This window comes from Methylobacterium sp. 37f, assembly GCF_023093475.1.
GTDB lineage: Bacteria > Pseudomonadota > Alphaproteobacteria > Rhizobiales > Beijerinckiaceae > Methylobacterium.
This window is the reverse complement of sequence record NZ_JAGHKN010000003.1, coordinates 146,052-168,959: the sequence shown is the minus strand read 5'-3', so window position 1 is coordinate 168,959 and position 22,908 is coordinate 146,052. Positions and strand designations below refer to the sequence as shown.

30 protein-coding genes are annotated in these 22,908 nt (G+C 69.4%); 13 read left to right on the top strand and 17 right to left on the bottom strand.

The genetic code is table 11. The features are described 5' to 3' along the window. The first annotated feature begins 10 nt into the window (after positions 1–10). From pstA to phoB, 4 genes are all read left to right on the top strand, one after another. Positions 11–898: a phosphate ABC transporter permease PstA gene (pstA, locus tag J7U37_RS03445; protein WP_056181326.1), complete on the top strand. Its 888-nt coding sequence runs from the start codon at positions 11–13 to the stop codon at positions 896–898. Positions 899–953: 55 nt separating this feature from the next. Continuing rightward, positions 954–1,772 carry a phosphate ABC transporter ATP-binding protein PstB gene (gene pstB, locus J7U37_RS03440; protein WP_056181324.1) on the top strand — a complete coding sequence of 273 codons (819 nt, stop codon included), beginning with the start codon at positions 954–956 and terminating at the stop codon, positions 1,770–1,772. A 93-nt stretch (positions 1,773–1,865) separates the two neighbouring features. Beyond that, the gene (phoU, locus tag J7U37_RS03435; RefSeq protein ID WP_056181321.1) at positions 1,866–2,591 is read left to right on the top strand and encodes a phosphate signaling complex protein PhoU; all 726 of its coding nucleotides are present in this window, start codon (positions 1,866–1,868) and stop codon (positions 2,589–2,591) included. A gap of 23 nt (positions 2,592–2,614) precedes the next feature. Then, on the top strand, positions 2,615–3,319 hold the full coding sequence (gene phoB, locus J7U37_RS03430) for a phosphate regulon transcriptional regulator PhoB (protein WP_056181319.1): 705 nt from the start codon (positions 2,615–2,617) through the stop codon (positions 3,317–3,319). Positions 3,320–3,338: 19 nt separating this feature from the next. Here phoB and J7U37_RS03425 read toward each other — a convergent pair whose 3' ends face one another. The 3 genes from J7U37_RS03425 to J7U37_RS03415 form a co-directional block, all read right to left on the bottom strand. Next, complete coding sequence (locus J7U37_RS03425; protein WP_247634821.1) at positions 3,339–4,298, bottom strand: matrixin family metalloprotease; 960 nt, start codon at positions 4,296–4,298, stop codon at positions 3,339–3,341. A gap of 194 nt (positions 4,299–4,492) precedes the next feature. After that, complete coding sequence (locus J7U37_RS03420; protein WP_056185843.1) at positions 4,493–5,299, bottom strand: SDR family oxidoreductase; 807 nt, start codon at positions 5,297–5,299, stop codon at positions 4,493–4,495. A 154-nt stretch (positions 5,300–5,453) separates the two neighbouring features. Further along, a complete protein-coding gene (locus J7U37_RS03415) occupies positions 5,454–6,851 on the bottom strand; it encodes an MFS transporter (RefSeq protein ID WP_056185840.1) in 1,398 nt (465 codons plus the stop codon). A gap of 146 nt (positions 6,852–6,997) precedes the next feature. On the opposite strand from J7U37_RS03415, the gene J7U37_RS03410 reads away from it, so the two are divergent. Continuing rightward, complete coding sequence (locus J7U37_RS03410; RefSeq protein ID WP_247634820.1) at positions 6,998–8,017, top strand: alpha/beta hydrolase; 1,020 nt, start codon at positions 6,998–7,000, stop codon at positions 8,015–8,017. A 25-nt stretch (positions 8,018–8,042) separates the two neighbouring features. Then, on the top strand, positions 8,043–8,912 hold the full coding sequence (locus J7U37_RS03405; RefSeq protein WP_247634819.1) for an NAD(P)-dependent oxidoreductase: 870 nt from the start codon (positions 8,043–8,045) through the stop codon (positions 8,910–8,912). A 30-nt stretch (positions 8,913–8,942) separates the two neighbouring features. Here J7U37_RS03405 and J7U37_RS03400 read toward each other — a convergent pair whose 3' ends face one another. Beyond that, positions 8,943–9,302, bottom strand: coding sequence for a hypothetical protein (locus J7U37_RS03400; protein WP_056185830.1), 360 nt, complete (start codon positions 9,300–9,302; stop codon positions 8,943–8,945). A gap of 166 nt (positions 9,303–9,468) precedes the next feature. Continuing rightward, positions 9,469–9,759, bottom strand: coding sequence for a hypothetical protein (locus J7U37_RS03395; RefSeq protein ID WP_247634818.1), 291 nt, complete (start codon positions 9,757–9,759; stop codon positions 9,469–9,471). A gap of 197 nt (positions 9,760–9,956) precedes the next feature. Here J7U37_RS03395 and J7U37_RS03390 point away from each other — a divergent pair, with 197 nt between their 5' ends. After that, complete coding sequence (locus tag J7U37_RS03390; RefSeq protein ID WP_247634817.1) at positions 9,957–10,124, top strand: hypothetical protein; 168 nt, start codon at positions 9,957–9,959, stop codon at positions 10,122–10,124. 76 nt (positions 10,125–10,200) lie between these two features. On the opposite strand, the gene J7U37_RS03385 is transcribed toward J7U37_RS03390, so the two are convergent. The 10 genes from J7U37_RS03385 to J7U37_RS03340 form a co-directional block, all read right to left on the bottom strand. Then, complete coding sequence (locus J7U37_RS03385) at positions 10,201–10,701, bottom strand: DUF4142 domain-containing protein (RefSeq protein ID WP_247634816.1); 501 nt, start codon at positions 10,699–10,701, stop codon at positions 10,201–10,203. Positions 10,702–10,916: 215 nt separating this feature from the next. Continuing rightward, complete coding sequence (locus J7U37_RS03380; protein ID WP_156376169.1) at positions 10,917–11,054, bottom strand: hypothetical protein; 138 nt, start codon at positions 11,052–11,054, stop codon at positions 10,917–10,919. A gap of 69 nt (positions 11,055–11,123) precedes the next feature. After that, positions 11,124–11,306, bottom strand: coding sequence for a hypothetical protein (locus J7U37_RS03375; protein WP_247634815.1), 183 nt, complete (start codon positions 11,304–11,306; stop codon positions 11,124–11,126). 64 nt (positions 11,307–11,370) lie between these two features. Next, a complete protein-coding gene (locus J7U37_RS03370) occupies positions 11,371–11,691 on the bottom strand; it encodes a hypothetical protein (RefSeq protein ID WP_247634814.1) in 321 nt (106 codons plus the stop codon). A gap of 105 nt (positions 11,692–11,796) precedes the next feature. Next, the gene (locus J7U37_RS03365; RefSeq protein ID WP_056185816.1) at positions 11,797–12,015 is read right to left on the bottom strand and encodes a hypothetical protein; all 219 of its coding nucleotides are present in this window, start codon (positions 12,013–12,015) and stop codon (positions 11,797–11,799) included. Further along, complete coding sequence (locus tag J7U37_RS03360; RefSeq protein ID WP_056185813.1) at positions 12,015–12,200, bottom strand: hypothetical protein; 186 nt, start codon at positions 12,198–12,200, stop codon at positions 12,015–12,017. The genes J7U37_RS03365 and J7U37_RS03360 overlap by 1 nt, the downstream gene beginning before the upstream one ends. A gap of 92 nt (positions 12,201–12,292) precedes the next feature. Continuing rightward, the gene (locus J7U37_RS03355; RefSeq protein ID WP_247634813.1) at positions 12,293–12,472 is read right to left on the bottom strand and encodes a hypothetical protein; all 180 of its coding nucleotides are present in this window, start codon (positions 12,470–12,472) and stop codon (positions 12,293–12,295) included. Between the two features lie 43 nt (positions 12,473–12,515). After that, the gene (locus J7U37_RS03350) at positions 12,516–12,890 is read right to left on the bottom strand and encodes a hypothetical protein (protein WP_247634812.1); all 375 of its coding nucleotides are present in this window, start codon (positions 12,888–12,890) and stop codon (positions 12,516–12,518) included. 17 nt (positions 12,891–12,907) lie between these two features. Continuing rightward, positions 12,908–13,342 carry a hypothetical protein gene (locus tag J7U37_RS03345; RefSeq protein WP_247634811.1) on the bottom strand — a complete coding sequence of 145 codons (435 nt, stop codon included), beginning with the start codon at positions 13,340–13,342 and terminating at the stop codon, positions 12,908–12,910. A gap of 76 nt (positions 13,343–13,418) precedes the next feature. Beyond that, on the bottom strand, positions 13,419–14,279 hold the full coding sequence (locus J7U37_RS03340; RefSeq protein WP_056185807.1) for a glucose 1-dehydrogenase: 861 nt from the start codon (positions 14,277–14,279) through the stop codon (positions 13,419–13,421). Between the two features lie 279 nt (positions 14,280–14,558). Here J7U37_RS03340 and J7U37_RS03335 point away from each other — a divergent pair, with 279 nt between their 5' ends. Continuing rightward, positions 14,559–14,888, top strand: a complete 330-nt coding sequence (locus tag J7U37_RS03335) for a hypothetical protein (protein ID WP_247634810.1) — start codon at positions 14,559–14,561, stop codon at positions 14,886–14,888. Between the two features lie 146 nt (positions 14,889–15,034). Next, the gene (locus tag J7U37_RS03330) at positions 15,035–15,772 is read left to right on the top strand and encodes a GntR family transcriptional regulator (protein ID WP_247634809.1); all 738 of its coding nucleotides are present in this window, start codon (positions 15,035–15,037) and stop codon (positions 15,770–15,772) included. A gap of 7 nt (positions 15,773–15,779) precedes the next feature. Here the strand turns inward: J7U37_RS03330 and J7U37_RS03325 are convergent, their stop codons facing one another. Then, positions 15,780–16,199, bottom strand: coding sequence for a nuclear transport factor 2 family protein (locus J7U37_RS03325; protein WP_056185796.1), 420 nt, complete (start codon positions 16,197–16,199; stop codon positions 15,780–15,782). A gap of 190 nt (positions 16,200–16,389) precedes the next feature. On the opposite strand from J7U37_RS03325, the gene J7U37_RS03320 reads away from it, so the two are divergent. Genes J7U37_RS03320 through J7U37_RS03310 form a run of 3 tightly spaced genes read left to right on the top strand, consistent with a single transcriptional unit; the run spans position 16,390 to position 20,934 of the window. Next, positions 16,390–17,577, top strand: a complete 1,188-nt coding sequence (locus J7U37_RS03320) for an ABC transporter substrate-binding protein (protein WP_247634808.1) — start codon at positions 16,390–16,392, stop codon at positions 17,575–17,577. 13 nt (positions 17,578–17,590) lie between these two features. Next, positions 17,591–18,460 carry a branched-chain amino acid ABC transporter permease gene (locus J7U37_RS03315; RefSeq protein ID WP_056185791.1) on the top strand — a complete coding sequence of 290 codons (870 nt, stop codon included), beginning with the start codon at positions 17,591–17,593 and terminating at the stop codon, positions 18,458–18,460. Positions 18,461–18,465: 5 nt separating this feature from the next. Then, positions 18,466–20,934, top strand: a complete 2,469-nt coding sequence (locus J7U37_RS03310) for a branched-chain amino acid ABC transporter ATP-binding protein/permease (RefSeq protein ID WP_247634807.1) — start codon at positions 18,466–18,468, stop codon at positions 20,932–20,934. Between the two features lie 6 nt (positions 20,935–20,940). Here J7U37_RS03310 and J7U37_RS03305 read toward each other — a convergent pair whose 3' ends face one another. Next, on the bottom strand, positions 20,941–21,522 hold the full coding sequence (locus J7U37_RS03305; protein ID WP_247634806.1) for a transcriptional regulator: 582 nt from the start codon (positions 21,520–21,522) through the stop codon (positions 20,941–20,943). Between the two features lie 124 nt (positions 21,523–21,646). Here J7U37_RS03305 and J7U37_RS03300 point away from each other — a divergent pair, with 124 nt between their 5' ends. Next, a complete protein-coding gene (locus J7U37_RS03300) occupies positions 21,647–22,741 on the top strand; it encodes a phosphatase PAP2 family protein (protein WP_247634805.1) in 1,095 nt (364 codons plus the stop codon). Positions 22,742–22,908: the final 167 nt, after the last annotated feature.

Genomic DNA, 22,908 nt, shown 5'->3' with positions numbered 1-22,908 from the left:
GAACCCCATCATGGACGCCGCCAACCCCCTCACCGCAACCCCGGCCCGGATCAGCCGGGTCCGCTCGGGCCGCCGGATCGCCGACCGGACCCTGATCCTGGCCAGCACGATCGCCACGCTGGTCGGCATCGTCGTGCTCGGCTCGATCCTGTTCATGCTGGTGGTCGAGGGCATCAAGGGCTTCTCGCCGATGCTCTTCACCGAGCCGACGCCGGGACCCGGCTCCGAGGGCGGCGGCATCGCCAACGCCATCCTGGGCAGCCTCGTGATGACCGTCCTGGCCATCCTGGTGGCGACCCCGGTCGGCGTGATGGCCGGCACCTTCCTGGCCGAGTACGGCCGCAACTCGAAGCTCGCCGATGTCATCCGCTTCCTGAACGACATCCTTCTGTCGGCGCCCTCGATCCTCATCGGCCTGTTCGTCTACACCCTGATGGTGCGCCCGATGGGCTCCTATTCGGGCTGGGCCGGCGCCGTGGCGCTCGCCATCATCGCCACCCCGGTCATCGTGCGCACCACCGAGGACATGCTGCGCCTCGTGCCCTCGACCCTGCGCGAAGCCGGCGCGGCGCTCGGCGCGCCGCCCTCCATCGTGATCAAGAGCATCACCTGGCGCGGGGCCAGCGCCGGCATCGTCACCGGCATCATCCTGGCGCTCGCCCGCATCGCCGGCGAGACGGCGCCGCTCCTGTTCACGGCGCTCAACAACAACAGCTGGTTCTCCCCCAACTTGATGGGCGGCGTCCCGAACCTTCCGGTGATGATCTACCAGTTCGCGCTCTCGCCCTACCAGAACTGGCAGCAGCTCGCCTGGGCCGGCGCCCTCCTGATCACGGTCACGATCCTCGCCCTGTCGATCGTGGCCCGGTTCGTCATCAAGACCGAGCGGTCGCGCTGACCTCCAGCGCCCCGCCTCCCGCTTCCTCCCCTTCGCTCGACAGGATGCTGAACCGATGAACGCCGCCCCCGGGATCACCTCCGCGCAGCTCACCGGACGCCACAAGGCCGACGAGACCTCGCCGATCCGCATCGCCGTCAAGGACCTGAACTTCTATTACGGCAGCTTCCACGGCCTGAAGTCGGTCAACCTCAACTTCCACGACCGCCAGGTGACGGCGCTGATCGGCCCGTCCGGCTGCGGGAAGTCGACCCTGCTGCGCACCTTCAACCGCATCTACAGCCTGTATCCGGACCAGCGGGCGGAGGGCGAAATCCTCCTCGACGGCCAGAACGTGCTGGATTCCAACGTCGACCTGAACGAGCTGCGCTCGCGCATCGGCATGGTGTTCCAGAAGCCGACGCCCTTCCCGATGTCGATCTACGACAACGTCGCCTTCGGCCTGCGCCTCTACGAGAAGCTGCCCAAGGCCGACCTCGACGTGCGCGTCGAGGAATCGCTCCGCAAGGCCGCCCTCTGGGACGAGGTCAAGGACAAGCTCAAGCAATCCGGCATGGGCCTCTCCGGCGGTCAGCAGCAGCGCCTCTGCATCGCCCGCACCGTGGCCCAGCGCCCGGAGGTGATCCTGTTCGACGAGCCGACCTCGGCCCTCGACCCGATCTCGACCGGTCGCATCGAGGAGCTGATCGAGCAGCTGCGCTCGGAATTCACCATCGTCATCGTGACCCACAACATGCAGCAGGCGGCGCGCATCTCGCAGTTCACCGCCTTCATGTATCTCGGCGAACTGGTGGAGTTCGGACCCACCACGCGCATCTTCATGAATCCGGAGAAGCGCCAGACCCAGGACTACATCACCGGCCGCTTCGGCTGATCCGGTCCACGCCAGACCCCATGCCAGAACCCATGCCAGATCCCATGCCGTGGCGGGCACCGGACAGGCGGGCCCGACCGAGGAGTGCGACCCATGCCCGACCACATCGTCAAATCCTACGACACGGATCTTGAGAACCTGCGCCGCTCGATCTCCGAGATGGGCGGCATCGCCGAGAAGATGATGACCGAGGCCGGCGAGGCCCTGGTGCGCCGCGACTCTCCCCTAGCTCAGGCCGTCATCGCGGCCGATACCCGCCTCGACACCCTTCAGCGCGAGATCGAGGAGCGGGCGATCCTGCTGATCGCCCGGCGCCAGCCGCTGGCCATCGACCTGCGCGAGACGGTGACGGCGATCCGAGTCTCGAACGATATCGAGCGCATCGGCGATCTCGCCAAGAACGTCGCCAAGCGCGTCGTGGCCATCGCCGACCAGATCCAGCCGCAGAAGATCGTCATCGGCGTCCAGCACATGAGCGACCTCGTGCAGGAGCAGCTCAAGGACGTGCTCGACGCCTATGCCAGCCGCGACATCAAGGCGGCGCTCGACGTCTGGGAGCGCGACGACGCCATCGACGCGCTCTACAACTCGCTGTTCCGCGAACTCCTGACCTACATGATGGAGGACCCGCGCAACATCTCGTTCTGTACCCACCTGCTGTTCGTGGCCAAGAACATCGAGCGCATCGGCGATCACACCACCAACATCGCCGAGACGATCCACTACCTGGTCACCGGCGAGAACCTGCTGGCGGAGCGGGAGCGGCCCAAGAACGACGCGTCCAACTACGCCACGGTGGACATGCCCGGCGCGGCCTGATTCCGCCTGATCGAAAGCGCACGATGAGTACGCGTATCCTGATCGTCGAGGACGAGGAGGCCCTGACCCTCCTCCTCCGTTACAACCTCGAGGCCGAGGGCTTCATCGTCGATTCCGCCGCGCGCGGCGACGAGGCGGACCTGCGCCTGCAGGAGCAGGTCCCCGACCTTGTCCTGCTCGACTGGATGCTGCCGGCCCTGTCGGGCATCGAGCTGTGCCGCCGCATCCGGGCCCGGCGCGAGACCGAGCGCCTGCCGGTGATCATGCTCACGGCGCGCGGCGAGGAGGGCGACCGCATCCGCGGTCTCGGCACGGGCGCCGACGACTACATCGTCAAGCCGTTCTCGGTGCCGGAACTGCTGGCGCGGGTGCGCGCGCTGCTGCGTCGGGCCAAGCCCGCCCACGTGGCCAACCTGCTGGTGGCCGGCGACATCGAGCTCGACCGGGTCAGCCACCGCATTCGCCGCGAGGGCCGCGAGATCCATCTCGGGCCGACCGAGTTCAAGCTGCTCGAGTTCCTGATGCAGAGCCCCGGCCGGGTGTTTTCCCGCGAGCAGCTCCTCGACGGGGTCTGGGGCCACGACGTCTACATCGACGAGCGCACCGTCGACGTCCATGTCGGCCGCCTGCGCAAGGCCCTGAACCGTCCGCGCCAGAGCGACCCGATCCGCACCGTGCGCGGCTCGGGCTATTCCTTCGACGAGATGTTCGAGGCAGAGGGCGAGTAGGGCGGCCGTTACCACGCAGTCAGGCGAACAGCATGCCGTCGCTGGGCGCGTGCACGGTGAAGCCCTTGCCCTCGTCGATCCAGCCCGCACCGGCAGCGCCCTGGTTGATGCCGGCGGCCTCCTCGGCATTGCCGGCGAAGTGATGCTGGCCGGTCTTGGTGTTGAAGAACCGCTCCAGCGTCACGGTGCCGGGCGCGCTGGCATCCGCGTAGGCCTCGAACGCGACGCCCTCGTATTTGTAGGACGGGTTGGTCTTGATGATCTGGTCGCGCTCGCCGACGCTGGTCGTGAAGAAATGCGCGGTCGTGCCGGTGTCGAAGAACCGGAACACGTCGATGGTGTCGGCCCCCTGGCTCGGGGTCGCCCACGGGGTTCCCTCGTAGGTGAACCACGGCAGGGTCTGCAGGATCTGCGCCTTCTCGGCGCCGCTCGTGGTGTAGAAATGGTCCCCGGTCTTGGTGTCGTAGAAACGGTGCACGGCCGTGACCTCGGCCTGCACGACCAGGGCGGGCGGTGCTGCCTGAATCGGGGCGCTGCGAGCGCCGTACAGCGCCTGGACGCCCGCGATGTCGCCGGCCGCGAGGCTGGAGATGGTGGGATCCAGGATGGCGTTCATCACCTCCGGCTTGGCATTGTAGTGGTCGAGCCCGATCGCATGCCCGATCTCGTGAAGGGCGACGGCGGAAAGATCGACGTTCTGATTGCTGACGACGCGGCCCTTCGCCGTGTGCCATCCTTCTCCACTGTCGAAGGCGACGGTCACGGATTGAAGGCGCTGTCCGCTATAGGAATAGGTCGCATTCCCGACGACCTTGCCGAGACCGTCGATGCTATTCAGGGTGAGATCGATATCGGATTCGACCGTCGACACGACCTGCTGGAAGGCGATGTCGGCATAGCTCGACCAGGCGGCGAAGGCGGCCTGGATGACGCCGACGAAGCTCGCGGGAATCGTTGCGTCGAGAGCCCAGGTGACCATGCCGCCGCCTGTCCCCGCCGGACCTCGGCCCCAGCGCGGTCCCTCGAGCGCGTAATCTCCCATCTGCATCCTCCCATCGGCCCGGGAACCTCGAATGGAAGGATGACCAAATCGTTAATGACACCGCGCTTTTTTCAATCCTTTTCGATCCCGGCCCTTCTCAATCGAGTGCTCGGCTCCCTGTGACTTGGGCGTCACACGATGCTGCGCACCACGCCGCCATCGACCCGGAGGGCCGCCCCGCTGGTGGCGCTGGCGGCCGGGCTGCAGATGTAGGCCACCATGCTGGCGACTTCGTCGACGGTGGCGAGGCGGCCGATCAGCGAGGTCGGGCGATGCTCGGCCACGAAGGCGCGGCCGGCGGCATCGAGGTCGACGTCGCCGCCGCGTCCGTCGTCCTTGGCCATGCTCTTCATGAAGTCCGCGACGCCCTCGGACAGGGTCGGTCCCGGCAGCACGCTGTTCACGGTCACGCCGGAGCCGGACACGGTCTCGGCGAGGCCGCGCGCCACGGCGAGCTGGGCCGTCTTGGTCATGCCGTAATGGACCATCTCCACCGGGATGTTCACGCCGGATTCGCTGGAGATGAAGACAACCCGGCCCCAACCGCGCTGGACCATGCCCGGCGTGTAGGCGCGCGACAGGCGCACGCCGCTCATCACGTTGGTCTCGAAGAAGCGGTGCCAGTCCTCGTCCGGAATGTCGAAGAACGGCTTCGGCTCGAAGATGCCGGTGTTGTTGACCAGGATGTCGATGTCCGGCAGCCCCGCGACCACGCGCGCGGCCCCGTCCGGGGTGGAGACGTCGCCCGGCGCGCCGATGAAGGTCGCCTTGCCGGTCTCGCGCTTGAGGCGCTCGACGGCGTCGCGCACGCGATCCTGGGTGCGCCCGTTGATCGCCACCGTCGCGCCGAGCTCCGCCAGGGCCTTGGCGATGGCGTAGCCGATGCCGGTGGTGGAACCGCTGACGAGGGCGCGCTTGCCCGACAGGTCGAGTTGCATGGTGTTGTCCTCGGTGGAGCTGGCACCGGGTCAACGCGCCGGAACGGCCCTGGTGCGATCACGCCATCGGCGCGGCTCTGCCGAGGCTGGGTCAACGTTCCGAAGACCGTCTCTTCGAAGTCTCGTCTCTTCGAAGTCTCGTTTCTCCGAAGCGTCATCCTGTCTGTTGGCGCCGCAATACGCTGGCCACCGCCCCGAAGGCGGCGAGACCGACGGCGCACCACAGGGTGGCGGCCACCGGTCCGGCCGGAGCGGCGCCCTGGTGCAACCCGAAGATCACCGCCACCAGGGCGGCCCCGAAGGATTGTCCGGTCAGACGCGCGGTGGATTGCATGCCGCTGGCCCCGCCGCTGCGGTCACGCGGGGCGCTGGTGATGATGACCTTGTTGTTCGGCGACTGGAACAGCCCGAAGCCGAGGCCGCACAGGGTGAGGCGCCAGGCGATGTCGAGATGGGAGGCGTCCGACGGCAGCAGCGCGATCGCCGCGAGGCCGGTCGCCATCAGGGCGAGACCAAGGCCGCCCAGCAGCCCTGGAGCGTAGCGGTCCGCGAGGCGCCCGGACAGGGGGGCCATCACCGCGATGGCGATGGGCCAGGGCGTCATCAGGAATCCGGTCTGCGTCTCGGACAGGTGCAGCACGTCCTGAAAGTAGAAGGGCAGGGCGACATAGGCCATCATCTGCGCCCCGAACGAGGCGATCGAGGTCGCCATGGAGAGGGCGAAGGCTGGAATCCGCAGGAGATCGACCGGCAGGAGCGGACGGGTCATCCGGGTCTGCGTCCAGACGAAGACGGCGCCGACGCAGAGGGCCGCGCCGATCTCCGCCAGGGCGACGCCGCGCGTGGCCGGATCGCCGAGGCCGTCGACGCCGGTGATCAGGAGCCCGAAGGTCAGGGCGTTGAGAAGCGCGCTGCGGATGTCGAAGCGGCCGCCGCTCTTCGGCGTCGCCGGCAGGGTGCGGGCGCCGACCGCGAGGGCGATCACCCCGACCGGCAGGTTGACCAGGAACAGCCAGGGCCAAGTCGCCACCGACAGGATCGCGGCCGCCACCGTCGGCCCGGCGGCCGAGGCCATGGCCACCACCAGGGCGACGTTGCCGACGCCGCGCCCGATCAGGCGATGCGGATAGATGAAGCGCACCAGGGCGATGTTGACGCTCATGATGCCGGCGGCGCCGAACCCCTGCGCGATCCGCGCCGCCACCAGCCAGTCGAGGGTCGGGGCGAAGGCGCAGGCCACGGAGGCCGCCGTGAACAGGACGAGGCCGGTGAGGTAGACCCGGCGATAACCGAGGATGTCGCCGAGCGAGGCCAGAGGCAGCAGGGAGGCCGTCACCGCGATCTGGAAGCTGTTGGTGACGAAGATCGCCGCGGAGGGCTCCACCGCCAGATCCTTGGCCATCACCGGCAGGGCCACGTTGACGATGGCGCCGTCGAGCACCGCCATGGTCATCGCAAGGCTGATCGCCAAAAGCGCCAGCATGCGTTCGCGCACCGGCAAGCCATCCGGTACGGGCTCGGGCGAGGCGTGGCGGGGCGCGTCGACATTCATGGCCGAGGCGTGGGACGCGGCGCCGGTTTCCGCAAGGGGGCCGGAGACTCCGCGTGTCCTTTGTCACCCGGATCGGGCGGCATGCGGCCGGAACCTGCGCTATGTCAGCCGATGCGTGCGACCGCGCGCCGTTGTCGGGAACACACATGGACGCGCTCCGCTCAGTCTCCGCCCTCCTTCTGGCGGCCCAGCTCACCGTGGCACCGGCCGCCGCGCAGACGAGGGCCGACGACGCGTCTCCCCTGGGCATCGCCCTCGAAGGCTTCGCCTATCCCTATCCGGTGTTCTTCCTCGAGCGGATGCGCGACGGCGAGCGCCAGCGCCTCGCCTATATGGATGTGCCCGCCGAGGGGCAGGCCAACGGACGCACCGTCCTGCTCCTGCACGGGCGCAATTTCCCGTCGAGCTACTGGCAGCCGGTGATCCTGGCGCTCAGCCGCGCCGGGTACCGGGTGCTGGTTCCGGATCAGCTCGGCTTCGGCAAATCGGCCAAGCCCGTTGGCCCGTACACGTTCGACGCCATGGCGGCCGACACGGTGGGCCTGCTCGATTCCCTCGGGTTGCCGCGCGTCGACGTGGTGGCCCATTCGATGGGCGGAATGCTGGCGGTGCGCCTGACCCGCAATGCCCCTGCCCGCATCAACAGCCTCGTGCTCGAAGCCCCGATCGGTCTGGAGGATTACCGGTTCACCGTGCCGCCCGTCTCCGACGCGACCCTGCTGCGCCTGGAGGGCGACACGACCGCCGATTCCTACCGCCGCCAGTTGATGACGAACTATGCCCTTTCGCTGCCGTCCTCCGCCATCGAGCCGTTCGTCTCCGTGCGCGAGCGGGTCAAGGGCTCGGGCGAGTATCCGCGCTGGCTCCAGTCCTTCGTCAATTCCTACCAGGCCATCTGGGGCCAGCCGGTGGTGCACGAGATCCCGCTGATCCCGGTGCCGACCCTCTTCCTCATGGGCGAAAACGACCACAATGCCCCGGGCAAGCCCTTCGCGCCGGAATCGCTCCGGGCCGACATGGGGCGCAACGCCGAGCACGCGCGCACGTTGGCCGCTCGGATGCCGAACGGCCGCGCCGTGGTGCTGCCGGGCATCGGCCATCTCGTCCACCTGGAAGCGACGGACCAGTTCAACACGCTGACCCTCGAATTCCTCAACGGCCACTGAGACGACGCAACGCGGGAGACGGTTCATGGATGTGGGCGTGATCGGCCTCGGCCGGATGGGACGCGGCATGGCGGCGAGCCTCGTGCGGGCCGGTCACCGGGTCCGGGTCTGGAATCGCTCCCCGGCGGGGGTCGAGGGGCTGGAAGGCGTGGTGCCGGTGGCCACGGCCGCCGAGGCCTTCGCGGGCGATGCGGCGATCACCATGCTGGCGGACGACGCGGCGTTGCGCGCCGTGATCGTCGCGGGCGGTCTCCTCGACGGCGGCACCCGCCCGGGCCTGCACCTGTCGATGAGCACGATCTCGGTGGCCCTGGCCCAGGATCTGGCGGCGATCCATGCGCGCGCCGGAGTGCCCTATGTCGCGGCCCCGGTCTTCGGGCGCCCCGATGTCGCCGCGATGGGCAAGCTGAACATCGTCGCGGCGGGCGATCCCGCAGCCGTCGCCCGGGCGCAGCCGCTGCTCGATGCCATGGGCGCCCGGACCTGGGCCTTCGGGTCCGAGCCGCACCGGGCCAACGCGGTCAAGCTCGCGGGCAACTTCATGCTGATCTCGGCGATCGAGGCGATGGGCGAAGCGGCCGCCTTGGTGGAGGGGCACGGGGTGACGGGGGCCGATCTCCTCGACCTTTTCACCAACACGCTGTTCGCATCGCCGGTCTACAAGAACTACGGCGCCCTGATCGCCGACCATCGCTACGAGCCGCCGGGATTCGCCCTCAAGCTCGGCGCCAAGGATATCGGCCTCGCCCTGGACGCCGCCGGGGCGGCCGGCGTGCCGATGCCCTTCGCCGACGTGTTGCGCGACACCCTGATCGCGGCGATGGACCACGGCGATGCCGACAAGGACCTCGCCGCCCTCGCCGAGGTCGCCCGCCGGCGCAGCCGGACCGTCTGAGGTCCGGCCCTTTCCGCGGCGTGCGGTCGCCTATCGTCCGAACAGGTAGAGCGACGTACCGACCACCACGGGGACCATCGCGGCGAACCCGATGAACAGCGGCAGGATCCACCGGTTGTGACCCTCGGGCTTCGCGGCGGCGCGGACCTTCGGGGGCGCCGCCTCGGTCTTGCGTGCCAGGGCGATGCGGGCATGCGAGGGGGCATTGCCGGCCGCCTCGTCGTCGGTGCCGAGTTGCGACAGGCCGGTGTCGTAATGGGCGATCTTGTCGCCGGTCCGCCCGCTGTCGATATCCGCCTTGAGCATGGCGGTGGTGGGCCGCTCGGAGTCCGGGGGCGTCTCGACGGAGAGATCGCCCGGGGTGGGTGGGGTTTCGGATCGCAGGGCCATGGAGGTCTCCGGGTGTCTGTGCGGGGCCAACGCGTCAATCCGACCGGCCGTTCGACGCCCTCCGGCGGCGCCACGCTGTGACGCAGCCGGAATGCCAGAAGAGCCCCGAACCAGGGTTCGGGACTCTTCTGGCTGCGTTCGGGTCCGAGGTGATCGGCCTGTGCGATCAGCGACCGCCGCCGCCGCCCGCGCTGCCGTTCGGGATGGCGCGCTCGGGAAGGTTGGCGTTGCCGCCCGCGGCCGAGTCGGTGGTGATGGTGTCGGCCCCGTTGGCGCCCCGCGCGATCACCACGTCGGGATCGTTTCCGGTGGTGTTCGGCTGGCTCTCGACGATGGTGCCGCGTCCACCGGGTCCGCGCTCGGGCAGGACGCCGGTCTGGGCCGAGACGGACAGGCCGGTGACGGCGGCGATGAGGGCGGCTCCGAGAAGGGGCGCGGACGTTTTCACGAGGGACATGCTACGAAGGCTTTCCAAAGAGGGGATATGTCAGGGCAACCGCCGAATATCGCGCTCGTTCCTCAGTCTTGAGACACGCGATACTTCTGTCCTGATCCGTACAGTTCCTGTAATGGCTCTGCTGTCCCAAGGGGAACACACGTTGTCGTTTGAGTTTTTACCAGGATCTGACAATCGAAAGCTATGAGGAGCGACGAATGCAGGATCCGGAACCGACCAAACCCGGTGACGAGGCCACGCCTGGCGCGCCGGGGACCGGCGAGAACCTGTGTCGTCACTGCCAGGGGACCGGACTGCTGAACGCCCAGCCCTGCCCCGAATGCCGGGGGACCGGCACCATCACCAGCGGGATCGGCGGCGGCTGAGCCGCCAGCCCTACGGGTCGATCACGAGATCCGCGGGGCATGACGCAGTCTGCCCCGCGGGATTCTCCGATCCGCGTCAGACGTGGCCGCCGCGGCGCAGGCTGCTGAGCATGGACAGGTGGGTCTGGATCGACGGCACCGCGACGGTGGCCACCGCGCGGCTGCGGGGGTCGGAGCCACCCTGCGCATAGGCGGTGTTCAGCGCCAGCAACTCCTCATGACCGGCGATCTGTCCCTGCACGTAGGCACGGTCGAAGGCTCGACCCGGCGAGAGGCCCTGTAGTTGCTGCAGGATCGCCATCTGGTCCGGCCGCGGCTGCACGTTGCCCGGTGTCGCCCCGAGGGCGGCCGCCACGGCGGTCTGCTCGTTGATCTCGAGTTGCGCGAAGTTGCGGATGGCGGGGCTGCGCGAGCGCTCGAGAGCGAGCCGGCTGGTCTGGATGGCGAACTCGCCGCCCATCAGTTCCGACAGCCGGAACTGATCCGGCGAGCCGAGGTCGAAAGCGGGCTGGGCCTGGGCCAGCGGCACGGCCGAGACCAGACCTGCCATAGCAAACAGAACGGAACGTCGATCCATGGAAACGGTCTTTCGAGCTGAGAGAACAGGATTTTGATCTTAAAGCGTGATCATTTCCGTGAATTTCAGTTCGCCGTTGCTTGTTCCCACTTGTCGGATGCGGCCGAGTCGATTTTCAGATTAGAAAAGATCTTAACTTCGATCAATGAGTAGACTATCCGATGATGACCTTGCGACCCGTGCCCGGCTCAAGGTGAGCACCTTGCTGATGCCGATTATTGCGGCGGCAGGGGCGATGGGATCATGACGAAGTAGATCGTGTAGGCGATCAGGGCTGCTACCAGCAGACCGGCGGCGATCCATCCGAAGCGGTTCGTCCGCACAGGGTTGGGTTTATGGTCGATGGGCGGCACGAAGGATCTCCCGAATGGCATCCGGTCGCGAGATCCGAAGCCGATCCCGCGTCCGTCGGTAAGCCCGGCTCAGTGGATGAGGGCTTCCAGGGTCACGACTACGCCGGCGCCCACGATGGCGAGGCCGAGCAGCACCAGGCTGCTGACCTGATCGGCTTGATCGACGGTCCGACCGTCGCCGGAACCCGGACCCTGACGGGGGCCGCCGGTCTCGGGGCGGCCCTGGTCGCGAAGCTGCGTGGTTGTCTGCATGGGCAAGATCCTCGCGGGCAAGATCCTCGTGGGCAAGATCCTCGTGAGCAAGATCTTCTGCGGCCTACGGCTTGTCCTGGCTGGCGAGGCTGCTCTGAGCGCCGGACAGGTCCGACTTCGGGCTGGCGAGCCCGGTCGTGTTTCCGGCCGGATCCGACTCGATCGCGTCGGCCGGAACCTCCCGGTTGGCGGCATGGTCCTGATACTGCTCGGTCTGGACCATCTTGCTGTCGAGCCCGCGCATGTCGTTGTGCCGGGACTTGTCGCGATTGCTGAGAACCATGTTCTCTTCCAGGATTCCGTCCGGCAGGTCCGTCATGGCGCCGGTTCCGGTGCCCTTGCCCTGTGCGGCCGGACCCATCTTGTGTCGATCGGCGTTCGCCATCGCTGCGTCTCCTGAGATGTTGAGATCCTGAGGGCCGGCGCCGGCACCGAAGACGCCGGCTCGGCAGAGGTCAGCTCCGAAAAAGTCAGCTCCGAAGAAGCCGACTCAGTGCGACCGGGCGGCGGATTTACCCTCGGCATCGTGGGCATGATGCCGGTCGCGCTCACCGCCGCCGCCGGATACATGGGACGTCGCGTCGTTGGTCGGACTGCCCGGAATCGGGCCGTGCCGTACGTCCGCCTGCGGCTTGGACGCGTCCTGATGGCTGCTGCCGGGGCCGCCGTGATGACGGTCGGCGGCGGGCGTCTTCTTCGAGGTGCTCATTAGCGATCCTGCTGGTAGCCCTGGTTCGTGGTGTTCACCTTGGAATTGCCGGCCTGCCCGATCTTGTCGGGGTTCTGGGTCTGGCTCGACCCCTTCGGACCCGTGGCAAGGGGCGCTTCCGGTGCGCTCCCGGGGCCCTTATCGGACTGGTTGGCGGGCGGAACGGGCGGTGCCTTGGCCGTCATGCGCGGCTCCTGTCTGCGGTTTCGGGTGGGTAAGCAATCAATCGTTCCGCATTCGAACAGTTCCGTCGCGATGCTGTCGCATCGGTGCCAGGCTATAGCGTGCGGATCTTGTCCGCGATGCGCTTGAGTTCGGTGTCATCGACTTGCACCGGACGGCCGCTGTCGTCCGGAATACCGTCTCCGGTCTGAGCGATGGTTGTCTCACGCGGACGCGCGTTGGTGCCGGTGGAGTCCGGCTTGTCCGATGTCGAGTCCTCGATGTCGCGATCCATGGCGGGCTCCTGTGGTTCGATCAGGAAGGCGTTCGGTGAGCCGCTAGCGGTGCCGTCCATCGGTCGTCGCGCGCACGTCCCACGGCGGATGCCGGCGGCTCGCCGCGATGACGGCGAGTTCCCCGAGACCGATGGCGGCCAGCAGCAGACGGTCCCGGGCCGGCTCGTCCTGCAGCAGGGCGGCCGCCCCGACGAAGCCGAGGGCACCGACGGCATCGCACGCCAGATGGGTCGGCATTCCGATCGCCGGAACGAGACCGCCTTCGTAGCGGGTGAGCATCGTGTAGCCGTAGTGCCAGACCGGCCCGACCCGCATGATCCGGCGCGTCGCGCGCCCACGCCGCGGCGAGAGCGAGAGGGCGGCGATGGCGGCCGGCAACAGGTAGTCGGCCACGGCGTGCAGGCGGGTGGGAATCATCGCTGTCGGCCTTCGTGTCAGAGCGTTTCTTTCGAACCGGACGCGGCCGGACGCGGAGCGGAGTCGGGGCTCGAATTGGAGGCGGGGCTTGCTTTGGAGGGAAGGCTTGCCTTGGAGGCTGGGCTTGCCTTGGAGTCGGGGCTTGCATCAGAAGCAGGGCTTGGATCGGAGATGCGGCGCAGGTTGGCGGCCGGCGTCTCTGCCTCGGTCGCCTCGACGCTGGCGATATCGCCGCCGCCGATGGAATCCTGGCGGGGAAAGCCGGAGGCGACGCGCGCCGTCTCGGCCTGCCAGCTCGGGTCCGAGTCCAACGCGTGCTGCAACCGGTCCGGGCGGCCGACATCGCGGGCCTCGTCCTGACCGAAATCCTGGCCGTTCCGGTCGGTAGAGGCATCGAAGTCGCGCAAGCTCGGGCGCGCGGGCGCATCAGGGCGGTTCCGGGGGGCGTTCATGGCGATCTCCTCACAGGATCGGCTGATCACAGGATCACAGGGCCATAGGATGGGCGCTCTCGGATGACGGGCGTGATCAGATGATAGGTTTGCCGCCGGTGACCGCGATGGTGGCGCCGGAGACGTAGCTGGCTTCCGGGCTCGCCAGCATGACGTAGACGGGGGCCAGTTCGCAGGGCTGGCCGGGCCGCTGCATCGGCACCTGCGATCCGAAGCTCCGGACCTTCTCCATCGGCATGGTGGAGGGGATCAGCGGCGTCCAGATCGGCCCCGGCGCGACGCAATTCACCCGGATGTCGCGGTCGGCCAGCATCTGGGCCAGACCGCCGGTGAAGTTCTGGATCGCGCCTTTGGTGGTGGCGTAGGCGAGCAGTTGCGGGCTCGGCGTGTCGGCATTGACCGATGTGGTGTTGATGATGGCCGCACCCGCCTTCATGTGCGGCAGCGCGGCCTTCACCAGATAGAACATCGCATGGATGTTGGTGGCGAAGGTGACTTCCCACTCCTCGTCGGAGATGTCCTCGGGCTTCTCGAAGGTCTTCTGGTGGGCTGCGTTGTTGACGAGGACGTCGACCTGCCCGAAGGCCGCCACCGCCCGGTCGATGATCGCGCGGCAATGCTTGGGGTCCTTGATGTCGCCCGCGACGGCCACGGCCTTGCGTCCGGCCTCCTCGACCAGGCGGCAGGTCTCCTTCGCGTCGTCGTGCTCGTCGTAATAGGCGACCAGCACGTCGGCACCCTCGCGGGCATAGGCCAGGGCGACGGCGCGACCGATGCCGCTGTCGGCGCCGGTGATGATGGTCTTCCGTCCGGTGAGCCGCCCCGACCCACGATAATGCGCCTCGCCGTAATCGGGGCGCGGGTCCATGTCGGCGTCGCGGGCCGGCGGCGTGAGCTGGCGCTGCTTGTCGAAGGGCGGCTTCGGGAAGTCCGTCATCGCGAAACTCTTCCTGAGGGGTGGCGGATCGGGTTCGGGGCACCGGCAGGCCGCGCCGCGCACGGGATCAGGATGTCCCGGAAGGGCGGTTCGGCATCGTGGCGGTGGTGCAGCGGTCGGGGGCAGACCCGAGGACCAGATCTGACCGCGCCGCATCCTTGTATCGTGCGTCGGCCTGCGACGTGTCCCGGTGTGTTGGGTCGGTTCTGTCACGATAACCGCGCCCGGATCACTTTGTTTCGCGGTCCGAATTTTGATCTATGTTGACATCCGGATGGTATGAGCAGTGGGGCCGTCTCGCTGTACGATCCGATACTCATAATCGATCATCGCCGGCTGGGCTGGGCCATCGCCATCCTGCATGTCCGCCGCCACAACTGGACCGCCCACCCCCTCGAACTCGCGCCCTGGCAGATGCTGCCGGCGGCGATCCCGCTGCCGGTTGCCGCCCTCGCCGTCGAGGAGCCGCTCACCGTAGCCTGGTCGCCACGCCTGATCGGCCTCCTGTCCTCCGCCATGCTGCAGGGCGAGCGCCTGAGCCTCGCGCTGATGGGGCTCGGCCTCGCCGCCGCCCTGGTCACGGGCGCCCAGCCGGGGCGCCGCCCGTGACGATTCCCGCCTTTCGCACCAGGCAGCGTCCCGTGGCCCCTCGACCGAAGGCATCGGACCCTGTCTGGTCCCGCTCGTGCTTCCGAACCACCGGGACGAATCGGGACCACATACGGGACGAAAGGCAGAGTCACTTGCAGAGCCACATGCAGAGTCACTTGCAGAGCCACTCGCAGGACGACAACACGCGGGCGGGGACCAAGGATCGGGTCGGGTCGATCTGCCGGGCCCTGCGCCGCGCGATCGTCGAGCGGGCCATCGTGCCCGGGGACCGTCTGCCGGAGGATGCCCTCGGCGAACGCTTCGGTGTCAGCCGCACCATCGCCCGTCAGGCCCTCGGGCAACTGGCGAGCGAGGGGCTGGTGGAGCTGCGGCGCAACCGGATCGCCGTGGTGGCAACGCCGAGCTGGGAAGAGGCCCGCGACACCTTCGATGTCCGCATCTGCCTGGAGCGGCTGGTGGTCGCCCGCTTGGCCGGGCGCCTCACCGAGGCGCAGCAGGCGGCGCTGCTCGCGCATATCGCGCTGGAGGAGGCCGCGCAGGGAGGCTCCGAGGCCGGGTCGATCCGGCTGGCCACCGAGTTCCACCTGTTGCTGGCCCAGATGACCCGCAGCCCCGTGCTGGAGCGCTACGTGGCCGAACTCGGATACCGCTGCGCCCTGGTGCTCTCGCTCTACAGCCGACCCCATTCGGCCGAGTGCGGTGTCAGCGAGCACCGCGCCCTGGTGGCCGCCCTGATCGCCGGCGATCCGGAGCGCGTGAGCGCCCTGATGGACCATCATCTCGATGCGGTCGCCGAGCGGGCGCGCATCGTCGCGACCCCGCCGCGCGAGCGCGACCTCGGCCGCCTGCTGGCGCCCTACATCGAGGCCGTGGACGGCTGAGCCCGGCTCAGGTGTCGAGGCCGGCGCGGGTGAGCAGCCGCTCGGCGCTGTCGTTCCAGACCTCCATGGTCACGATCAGACCGTCCCGCACCGTGAACCGGTCGACGTAGCGGTTGCCCTCGAACGGCGTCCCGTCCGGCCAGGCACCGTAGAGCGTGCCGAGGCTGTAGACCGTGGTGACGCCATCGCCCGGCACCACGTCGAGGCGCTCCATCCGCTTCTTCACCCAGGCGTAGCGCCCGGCATTGAAAGCGGTGACCTCGCGCGGATGCGCGAAGGTGCGGGCCCCCGTGAACACGATGCTGATGCCCGGTGCCATGTAGGTCGCGGCCCGCTCGGGGTCCGGCACCATCGAGGCTTCGAGATAGGCGGTGACGTTGGCCGCGTCGCGCGCGGTGATGTCTTGAGTGAGGGAGGTATCGGGCATGGTCGGGTCTCCGAGGCGTCGCCAAACCTGACGCAAATGCCGCCAAAGTGCATGCAACAACTGTATGCACTTTGGCGCATCGTGAGGCACCGACGCGGACAGTCCCGAGAATTTCCCAGCGATGTCAGCGGTGTGCCCGATGGCATGGCGGTTGCGGACGGGTTGCCAAATTGCCCGCCGGAGAGACCCGATGCCCCGCCGATCGACGCCGCCCCTGACCTGCCGCCTCGCGCTCGGCGCCTGCCTGCTCCTGGGGCTGCCCCTCGCCGGTGCGGCGCGGGCCGCGGAGCCGATCCGGATCGGCCTCGTCACGGCGCTGAGCGGACAGTCGGCGAAATCCGGCGAGGCGATCTCCCGCGGCATCGGCCTCGCCATCGACGAGATCAACGCCGGTGGCGGCGTGCTCGGGCGGCCCCTGGAGCTGGTGGCGCGCGACGACGAGGCCAACCCGTCGAAAGGCGTGCTCGCCGCCCGGGAGCTGATCCAGCGGGTCGGCGTGGTGGCGCTGGTCGGCGGTCTCGACACGCCGGTCTCGATGGCGCTGGTGCCCATCGCCAACCAGATGAAGGTGCCGTTCCTCGGCCCCTGGGCCGCCGGCACCGGCATCACCCGCAACGGGGCCGCCGACAACTACGCCTTCCGGGTCTCGGCGGTGGATGCCCTGGTGGACGAGGCGCTGGTGGCCTACGCGGTGAAGACTCACGGGGCGAAGAAGCCCGGGATGATCCTGGTCAACAACGCCTGGGGCGAGTCGAACCAGCAGGGCCTGACGGCGGCGCTGAAGGCCGCCAACCTGCCGGCCGCCGGCATCGAGAAGTACGAGGCCGCCGACCTCGACATGGTGCCCCAGCTCACCCGCCTGCGGGAGGCCGGCGCCGACACCCTGTTCCTCGTCGGCAATGTCGGCCCCTCGGCCCAGGTGGTGAAGTCCCTCGACCGGATGGGCTGGAGCGTGCCGGTGGTCTCGCATTGGGGGCCGGCCGGCGGACGCTTCGACGAGCTTGCCGGGCCGAGCGCCGCGAAGGTCCATTTCATCCAGACCTTCACCTTCGCGGGCAACAGCGCCCCGAAGGCGCTGGCCGTGCTCGAGGCGCTGAAGAAGAAGTATCCGGCGATCAAGTCGATGGCCGACGTCACCCCGGCGGTGGGCATCGCCAACGCCTACGACGCTATCCACCTGCTCGCCCTGGCGATCAAGGCCGCCGGTTCGACCAAGGGACCGGAGGTGCGCGACGGCTTCTACAAGGTCGCGGCCTATCCGGGCCTGATCAAGACCTACGACAAGCCCTTCGCGCCCGGGCAGCACGACGCCCTCGGGCCGCAGGACTACGTCTTCACCCGCTTCAAGGATGGCGAGATCGTCGCCGTCACGAACTGAAGGCGCCGCGCCGATGCTCGCCAGCACCCTCATCACCGGCCTCGGCCTCGGCAGCATGTACGGGCTGGTGGCGCTCGGCTTCCACATCACCTACGCGGTCTCCGGCACGGTGAACTTCGCACAGGGCAGCGCCGTCACGCTCGGGGCCGTGCTCGGCTACGCGCTCGGCGTTACCCTCGGCTGGCCGATGCCGGTGGCGATCCTCGGGGCTCTGCTGGGCTGCGCCGTCCTCGGCCTCGTGGTCGAGCGGCTGCTGGTGCGGCCCTTCGTCGAGAAGGGTTCGGATGCCTGGCTGCTCGCCACCGTGGCGGGCGGCATCGTCCTCGACAACGCGATGCTGTTCACCTTCGGCAAGGAGCCGCGCAGCCTGCCCTCGTCGCTTGCGGTGACGCCGGTGGAAATCCTCGGCACCGGCATCTACCCGCTCCAGCTCCTCATTCCCGTCGTCGGCCTCTCGGTCGCTGCGGCGATCCAGACCCTGTTCCGCCGCACCGATCTCGGCCGGGTGCTGCTGGCGGTGGCGCAGAATTCCGACGCCGCCCGTCTGATGGGCATCGACGTCCGGCGCACGGTCGCCTGCGCCTTCGCGCTCTCGGCCCTGCTCGCCGGGGCGGCCGGCCTCCTCATCGCGCCGCTGTTCTCGGTCTCGGCCGAGATGGGCGCATTGTTCGGAATCAAGGCCTTCGCGGTGGCGATCCTGGGTGGCATCGGCTCGGCCACCGGCGTGGTGCTGGCAGGCCTGCTCTACGGCCTCGTCGAGGCCGGCGTCACCGCGACCCTCGGCTCCACCTACACCCAGCTCGTGGTGTTCTCGGTGATCATCGTCGCCCTGGCGCTGCGTCCCGACGGGCTCCTCGGCCGCGCCGCGATCAACAAGGTCTGAGCCCGATGCACATCTTGCGCGCCCCGGGTGCGATGCCGGTCGCCATCCTGGCCCTGACCCTGGCGGGCCTCGCCCTGGTGGGACTGACGGGCGACTACAGCCACTTCGTCATCGCCCTGGTGGCGCTCACCACCGTGGCGGGAACCGGGCTCAACGTCCTCCTCGGGCTGACCGGGCTGATCTCCTTCGGCCATGCCGGCTTCTACGCCATCGGCGCCTATGCCAGCGCGATCCTGACCGGGGCCGGCCTGAGCTTCTGGCTCGCGGTTCCGGCCGCGGGCCTGCTCTCGGGCCTGGTCGGGGCCGGGCTGGCGGTGCCGGCGATGCGGGTGAAGGGGCCTTACCTCGCGATGGTCACCATCGCGTTCGGCTTCATCATCGAGCACGCCCTGATCGAGGGCGGGTCGCTCACCGGTGGCCAGAACGGCCTCGTGGTCACCGCGGGGCCGAGCCTGTTCGGAGTTCCCTTCGCCGAGCGCGAGCTGGCTTGCCTCGCCGTGCTCGGCGCAGGCCTGAGCCTCTACGGCTTCCACCGCCTCGCCCGCAGCCGCCTGGGCCGGGCCATGCGGGCGGTGCGCGATGCCGACGTGGCGGCCGCGTCCCTGGGCTTCGACCCGGTGCGGGTGAAGACCCTGGCCTTCGCAATCTCGGCCGCGCTGACGGGGCTCGCCGGGGCTGTGCTGCCGCCGTTGATGCTTTTCATCGCCCCAAGCTCCTTCCCGTTCTCGCAGTCGATCCTGTTCGTGCTCTCCGTGGTGGTCGGCGGGGCCGGTACCGTGCTCGGGCCGCTGCTGGGTGCCCTCGTCACCGTGCTGCTGCCCGAGACCCTGGCGGGGCTCGCCGAGTACCGGCTGCTGTTCTTCGGCCTCGCCACCCTGGTGGTTTTGTGGCTGGTGCCCTCGGGGATCGTCGGCAGCGCGGCCCGGCTGCTGCCGCGGCCGCGCGCCGGTACCGTCCCGCCGGCCACGGATTTCGGGCAACTGATCGGGCAGCGCGCGGCCGAGGCCCTGGTGGTCGAGGGCATCGGCATCAGCTTCGGCGGCATCCGCGCGGCGGAGGGCGTCTCGGTGAGGGCCGAGGCCGGGGCGGTGACGAGCCTCATCGGCCCCAACGGCGCCGGCAAGACCACCGTGCTCAACATGGTCTCGGGGTTCTACCGTCCTCAGGCCGGGACGATCCGCCTCGGAGGGCGCGACCTCGCCGGCGCTCCGGCCCACGTCATCGCCCGGGCCGGCATCGCCCGCACCTACCAGACCACGCGCCTGTTCGGTTCGCTCAGCGTTCTCGACAACGTGGCCCTGGCCCTCGACCCGGGGCGCCTGTGGCGGCGCACCCGTGCCCGGGATCGCGCCGCGGCCGCGACCCTGCTGGACTTCGTCGGCTATGCGGGCGCTCCGGACCGGCCCGCATCCGAACTGCCGCATGTCGACCGCCGCCTCGTGGAGATCGCCCGGGCGCTCGCCGGCCGGCCCCGCATCCTCCTCCTCGACGAGCCCGCCGCCGGCCTGACCCGGGCCGACACCGATGTGCTCGGCGGGCTCCTGCGCCGGATCGCCGGGCAGGGCATCGCCGTGGTGCTGGTCGAGCACGACATGCCCCTCGTCATGAGCGTTTCCGACGCCATCCTGGTCATGGATGCCGGGCGGCCGATCGCGCAGGGGACCCCGGCCGCGATCCGGCGCGACCCGGCGGTGATCCGCGCCTATCTGGGCGGCGCCGACACGCCGGCGCGGCCCCGCGCGGCCGCATGGACGCCCCCGGCCGACGCGGTGCTCTCGACCCTGGGCCTCACCGCCGACTATGGCGCCGCCCCGGTCCTCGACGGCGTCAGCGTCGAGGTCCGCCCCGGCGAGACCGTGGCGCTCCTGGGCGCCAACGGCGCCGGCAAGTCGACCACCATGCGGGCGCTCGCCGGGCTGCTCCGGCCGGTGGAGGGCCGGATCGTCCTGGAGGACCGCAGCATCGCGCACCTGCCGGCCCATGCCATCGCCCGCCTCGGCCTCGCCCTGGTGCCCGAGGGCCGGCAGGTATTTCCCGAACTCACCGTCATCGAGAACATCCGCCTCGGGGCGCATGGCCGCAAGGCGCCGATCGACCCGGCCGAGATCGAGGCGCTGCTCACCCGGTTCCCCCGTCTGCGCGACCGGGCGACGAGCCGGGCCGGCCTCCTCTCGGGAGGCGAACAGCAGATGCTGGCGATCGCCCGCGGGATGATGGCACAGCCGCGCATCCTCCTCCTCGACGAGCCCTCCCTCGGTCTCGCGCCGGCGATGATCAACGCCCTCTACGCCGTGGTGGCGGACCTGCGGGACCAGGGTGTGACCATCCTGATCGTCGACCAGATGGCGGCTCTCGCCCTGACAGTGGCGGATCGGGGCTACGTGCTGGAGCAGGGCCGGGTCGTCACCGCGGGGACGGCGGCCGAACTCGGCGCCGATGCCGGCCTGGAGGCCGCCTATCTCGGGGCGGCCTGAAACGGCTCAGTCGGCAAAACCCGGCTCAGCCGCGCGGATCGTGGCCTCGGCCAGGGACCGCGCCCGTTCCCAGCGCCGGCACTCGCGACGCGCATCCGACAGGGCGCGATGGTCCGGGGCGGGGTCGGCCTGCGCGTCCCGGCGCAGGTCCGCGAGCAGCTTGCCCGCGATGCCGTCGCGCGACGGGAGCGGGATGCCGCCATGGGCCAGTACGTCCAGGATGGCGCTGCGCTGCGCCTCCCGGGTCGCCCTGAGCCGGAGGGCGTGCCGGGGCAGGCCGGACGCGCGCAGGAGCCGGCTCAGCCATTGGCCGTCCCAGGACGGCGCCGAGGCATAGAGGGCGACGTCGCGCAAAGTGGTCAGCATGTGCAGTGCCACCCAGTCGTGAGCCACGCCCTCCCGGATCAGGCGCGCGCGCTCCAGGCCGTGGACCCGCTCCGCCTCCGGGGACCAATCGGTCCAGCCTGGGGCCGGGCGGATCAGGTAGCTCTCCGAAGGCCCGTCCGCGAAGACCCAGGCGACCTCGATCGGATAGCTGGTCCTGGCCAGCGACGAAGCCTCGAAATCCAGGAAGGCGATGCGGGTCACGGGCGGACCATCGGTGGGGCCACGGCTCGGGGTCGAGAGGATCGGCACGGGAAAAGGAACGATGCCGGGCAACAAACCGGTGCAAAGCCGAGTTCCGGCTTCGACGAACCGCGAAGGACCCCGTGTGAGCGACGCAACACCGATCTCGATGCCCGTGCGCGGCGCGCGCCGGTGGCGTGCCGATGTCGTTCCGGTGTTCTTGGCCCCGACCCGTTTCGTCCGCTCCCGTCTCGAGACGCCGGTCGGGCGGATCAACCGGTTCGCCGCGGCCCTGGCGGCGCCGCATCCCGGTCTCTGGGGACTCGCTGGCGCGGTCGCGCTTCTCGACGCGCTCTGGCTGCGCCGGCTCGGGATCGCCGTGGCGCCGCAGGGATTCACCGTGGCGGCGGGGCTCGTCGGGGCGCTGCTCGCTCTGGCCTTCCTGTTCGGGCCGATCCTGTCCGAACCGAAGCTGCGGGCCATGGCCCTCGCAAGTGCCTGTCTGATCGCCGTGACGCTGCCGATCGCGGTGCTGCACTACCTCACCGCCACCTGGGCCCTGCCGCTCGCCGATGCCCGCCTGGCGCGCACGGAGGTCGCGCTCGGCTTCGACTGGCCGGCCTATCTCGCCTTCCTGCAGGCGCATCCGCGCCTCGCCTGGTGGCTGGCGCTCGCCTACCACACCAGCGGCCCGCAGGTGGGGCTGACGGTGATCGTGCTCGCCGCCACCTGCCGCCTCGGCCGGCTCTGGGCCTATGTCCGGATGTTCACAGTCCTGCTCGTCGCCGTGGTGTTGATCGCCGCCCTGGTGCCGGCCGCCGGTCCCTTCGTGCAATACGGCCTTCCGACCGACCCGGACGGGTCGATCGAGACCATGGGGGCGCTCTGGCACCTCGACGCGCTGGAGCACCTGAGGGCCGGCACCCTGCACACCCTGGCCCTCGGGGACATCCGGGGCCTCGTGACCTTTCCGTCCTTCCATGTCTGCCTCGCCGCCCTGACCGCCTGGGCGCTGGCGCAGGTTCCGGTCGTCGGCCCGCTGGCGATCCTGCTCAACGCCGTGATCATGGTGGCGACCCTGGGGGCCGGCGGACATTATCTGCCGGATGTCCTGGCGGGTTTCGCCCTGTCCGCCGTCGTCATCGGCGGTCGCTCGATGCTGCGGCGGCGGGTCTGGTCTCGCCGGAGGGCGCGGGGCGCCGCTGAACCCGCCGTGGACGGGCCGCGTTGTCCGGCATAACGGCTCCTGCGGTCCGGATCGGCGCTTCGCATCGGCTCATCGCTACCACACCCGCTGCCGGGATTTTCGACGCCGAGCGCCGAGATCAGGGTGGCGCCGCCTCTCCGAAGGCACCGTGATCCCTCTGGTCGGGACAACTGACCGGAGCCATACCCCATGAACGTCGC

What these genes read in the sequence shown, in the direction of transcription:
- J7U37_RS03395 (WP_247634818.1), bottom strand. Translation starts at nt 9,759, where the DNA reads ATGTCCCTCGTGAAAACGTCCGCGCCCCTTCTCGGAGCCGCCCTCATC.
- J7U37_RS03325 (WP_056185796.1), bottom strand. Translation starts at nt 16,199, where the DNA reads ATGCCCGATACCTCCCTCACTCAAGACATCACCGCGCGCGACGCGGCC.
- J7U37_RS03315 (WP_056185791.1), top strand. Translation starts at nt 17,591, where the DNA reads ATGCTCGCCAGCACCCTCATCACCGGCCTCGGCCTCGGCAGCATGTAC.
- J7U37_RS03370 (WP_247634814.1), bottom strand. Translation starts at nt 11,691, where the DNA reads ATGGCGAACGCCGATCGACACAAGATGGGTCCGGCCGCACAGGGCAAG.
- J7U37_RS03390 (WP_247634817.1), top strand. Translation starts at nt 9,957, where the DNA reads ATGCAGGATCCGGAACCGACCAAACCCGGTGACGAGGCCACGCCTGGC.
- J7U37_RS03365 (WP_056185816.1), bottom strand. Translation starts at nt 12,015, where the DNA reads ATGAGCACCTCGAAGAAGACGCCCGCCGCCGACCGTCATCACGGCGGC.
- J7U37_RS03420 (WP_056185843.1), bottom strand. Translation starts at nt 5,299, where the DNA reads ATGCAACTCGACCTGTCGGGCAAGCGCGCCCTCGTCAGCGGTTCCACC.
- phoB (WP_056181319.1), top strand. Translation starts at nt 2,615, where the DNA reads ATGAGTACGCGTATCCTGATCGTCGAGGACGAGGAGGCCCTGACCCTC.
- J7U37_RS03345 (WP_247634811.1), bottom strand. Translation starts at nt 13,342, where the DNA reads ATGAACGCCCCCCGGAACCGCCCTGATGCGCCCGCGCGCCCGAGCTTG.
- pstB (WP_056181324.1), top strand. Translation starts at nt 954, where the DNA reads ATGAACGCCGCCCCCGGGATCACCTCCGCGCAGCTCACCGGACGCCAC.
- J7U37_RS03400 (WP_056185830.1), bottom strand. Translation starts at nt 9,302, where the DNA reads ATGGCCCTGCGATCCGAAACCCCACCCACCCCGGGCGATCTCTCCGTC.
- pstA (WP_056181326.1), top strand. Translation starts at nt 11, where the DNA reads ATGGACGCCGCCAACCCCCTCACCGCAACCCCGGCCCGGATCAGCCGG.
- J7U37_RS03375 (WP_247634815.1), bottom strand. Translation starts at nt 11,306, where the DNA reads ATGCAGACAACCACGCAGCTTCGCGACCAGGGCCGCCCCGAGACCGGC.
- J7U37_RS03385 (WP_247634816.1), bottom strand. Translation starts at nt 10,701, where the DNA reads ATGGATCGACGTTCCGTTCTGTTTGCTATGGCAGGTCTGGTCTCGGCC.
- J7U37_RS03355 (WP_247634813.1), bottom strand. Translation starts at nt 12,472, where the DNA reads ATGGATCGCGACATCGAGGACTCGACATCGGACAAGCCGGACTCCACC.
- phoU (WP_056181321.1), top strand. Translation starts at nt 1,866, where the DNA reads ATGCCCGACCACATCGTCAAATCCTACGACACGGATCTTGAGAACCTG.
- J7U37_RS03415 (WP_056185840.1), bottom strand. Translation starts at nt 6,851, where the DNA reads ATGAATGTCGACGCGCCCCGCCACGCCTCGCCCGAGCCCGTACCGGAT.
- J7U37_RS03360 (WP_056185813.1), bottom strand. Translation starts at nt 12,200, where the DNA reads ATGACGGCCAAGGCACCGCCCGTTCCGCCCGCCAACCAGTCCGATAAG.
- J7U37_RS03330 (WP_247634809.1), top strand. Translation starts at nt 15,035, where the DNA reads ATGCAGAGTCACTTGCAGAGCCACTCGCAGGACGACAACACGCGGGCG.
- J7U37_RS03320 (WP_247634808.1), top strand. Translation starts at nt 16,390, where the DNA reads ATGCCCCGCCGATCGACGCCGCCCCTGACCTGCCGCCTCGCGCTCGGC.
- J7U37_RS03335 (WP_247634810.1), top strand. Translation starts at nt 14,559, where the DNA reads ATGAGCAGTGGGGCCGTCTCGCTGTACGATCCGATACTCATAATCGAT.
- J7U37_RS03425 (WP_247634821.1), bottom strand. Translation starts at nt 4,298, where the DNA reads ATGGTCACCTGGGCTCTCGACGCAACGATTCCCGCGAGCTTCGTCGGC.
- J7U37_RS03405 (WP_247634819.1), top strand. Translation starts at nt 8,043, where the DNA reads ATGGATGTGGGCGTGATCGGCCTCGGCCGGATGGGACGCGGCATGGCG.
- J7U37_RS03410 (WP_247634820.1), top strand. Translation starts at nt 6,998, where the DNA reads ATGGACGCGCTCCGCTCAGTCTCCGCCCTCCTTCTGGCGGCCCAGCTC.
- J7U37_RS03310 (WP_247634807.1), top strand. Translation starts at nt 18,466, where the DNA reads ATGCACATCTTGCGCGCCCCGGGTGCGATGCCGGTCGCCATCCTGGCC.
- J7U37_RS03340 (WP_056185807.1), bottom strand. Translation starts at nt 14,279, where the DNA reads ATGACGGACTTCCCGAAGCCGCCCTTCGACAAGCAGCGCCAGCTCACG.
- J7U37_RS03350 (WP_247634812.1), bottom strand. Translation starts at nt 12,890, where the DNA reads ATGATTCCCACCCGCCTGCACGCCGTGGCCGACTACCTGTTGCCGGCC.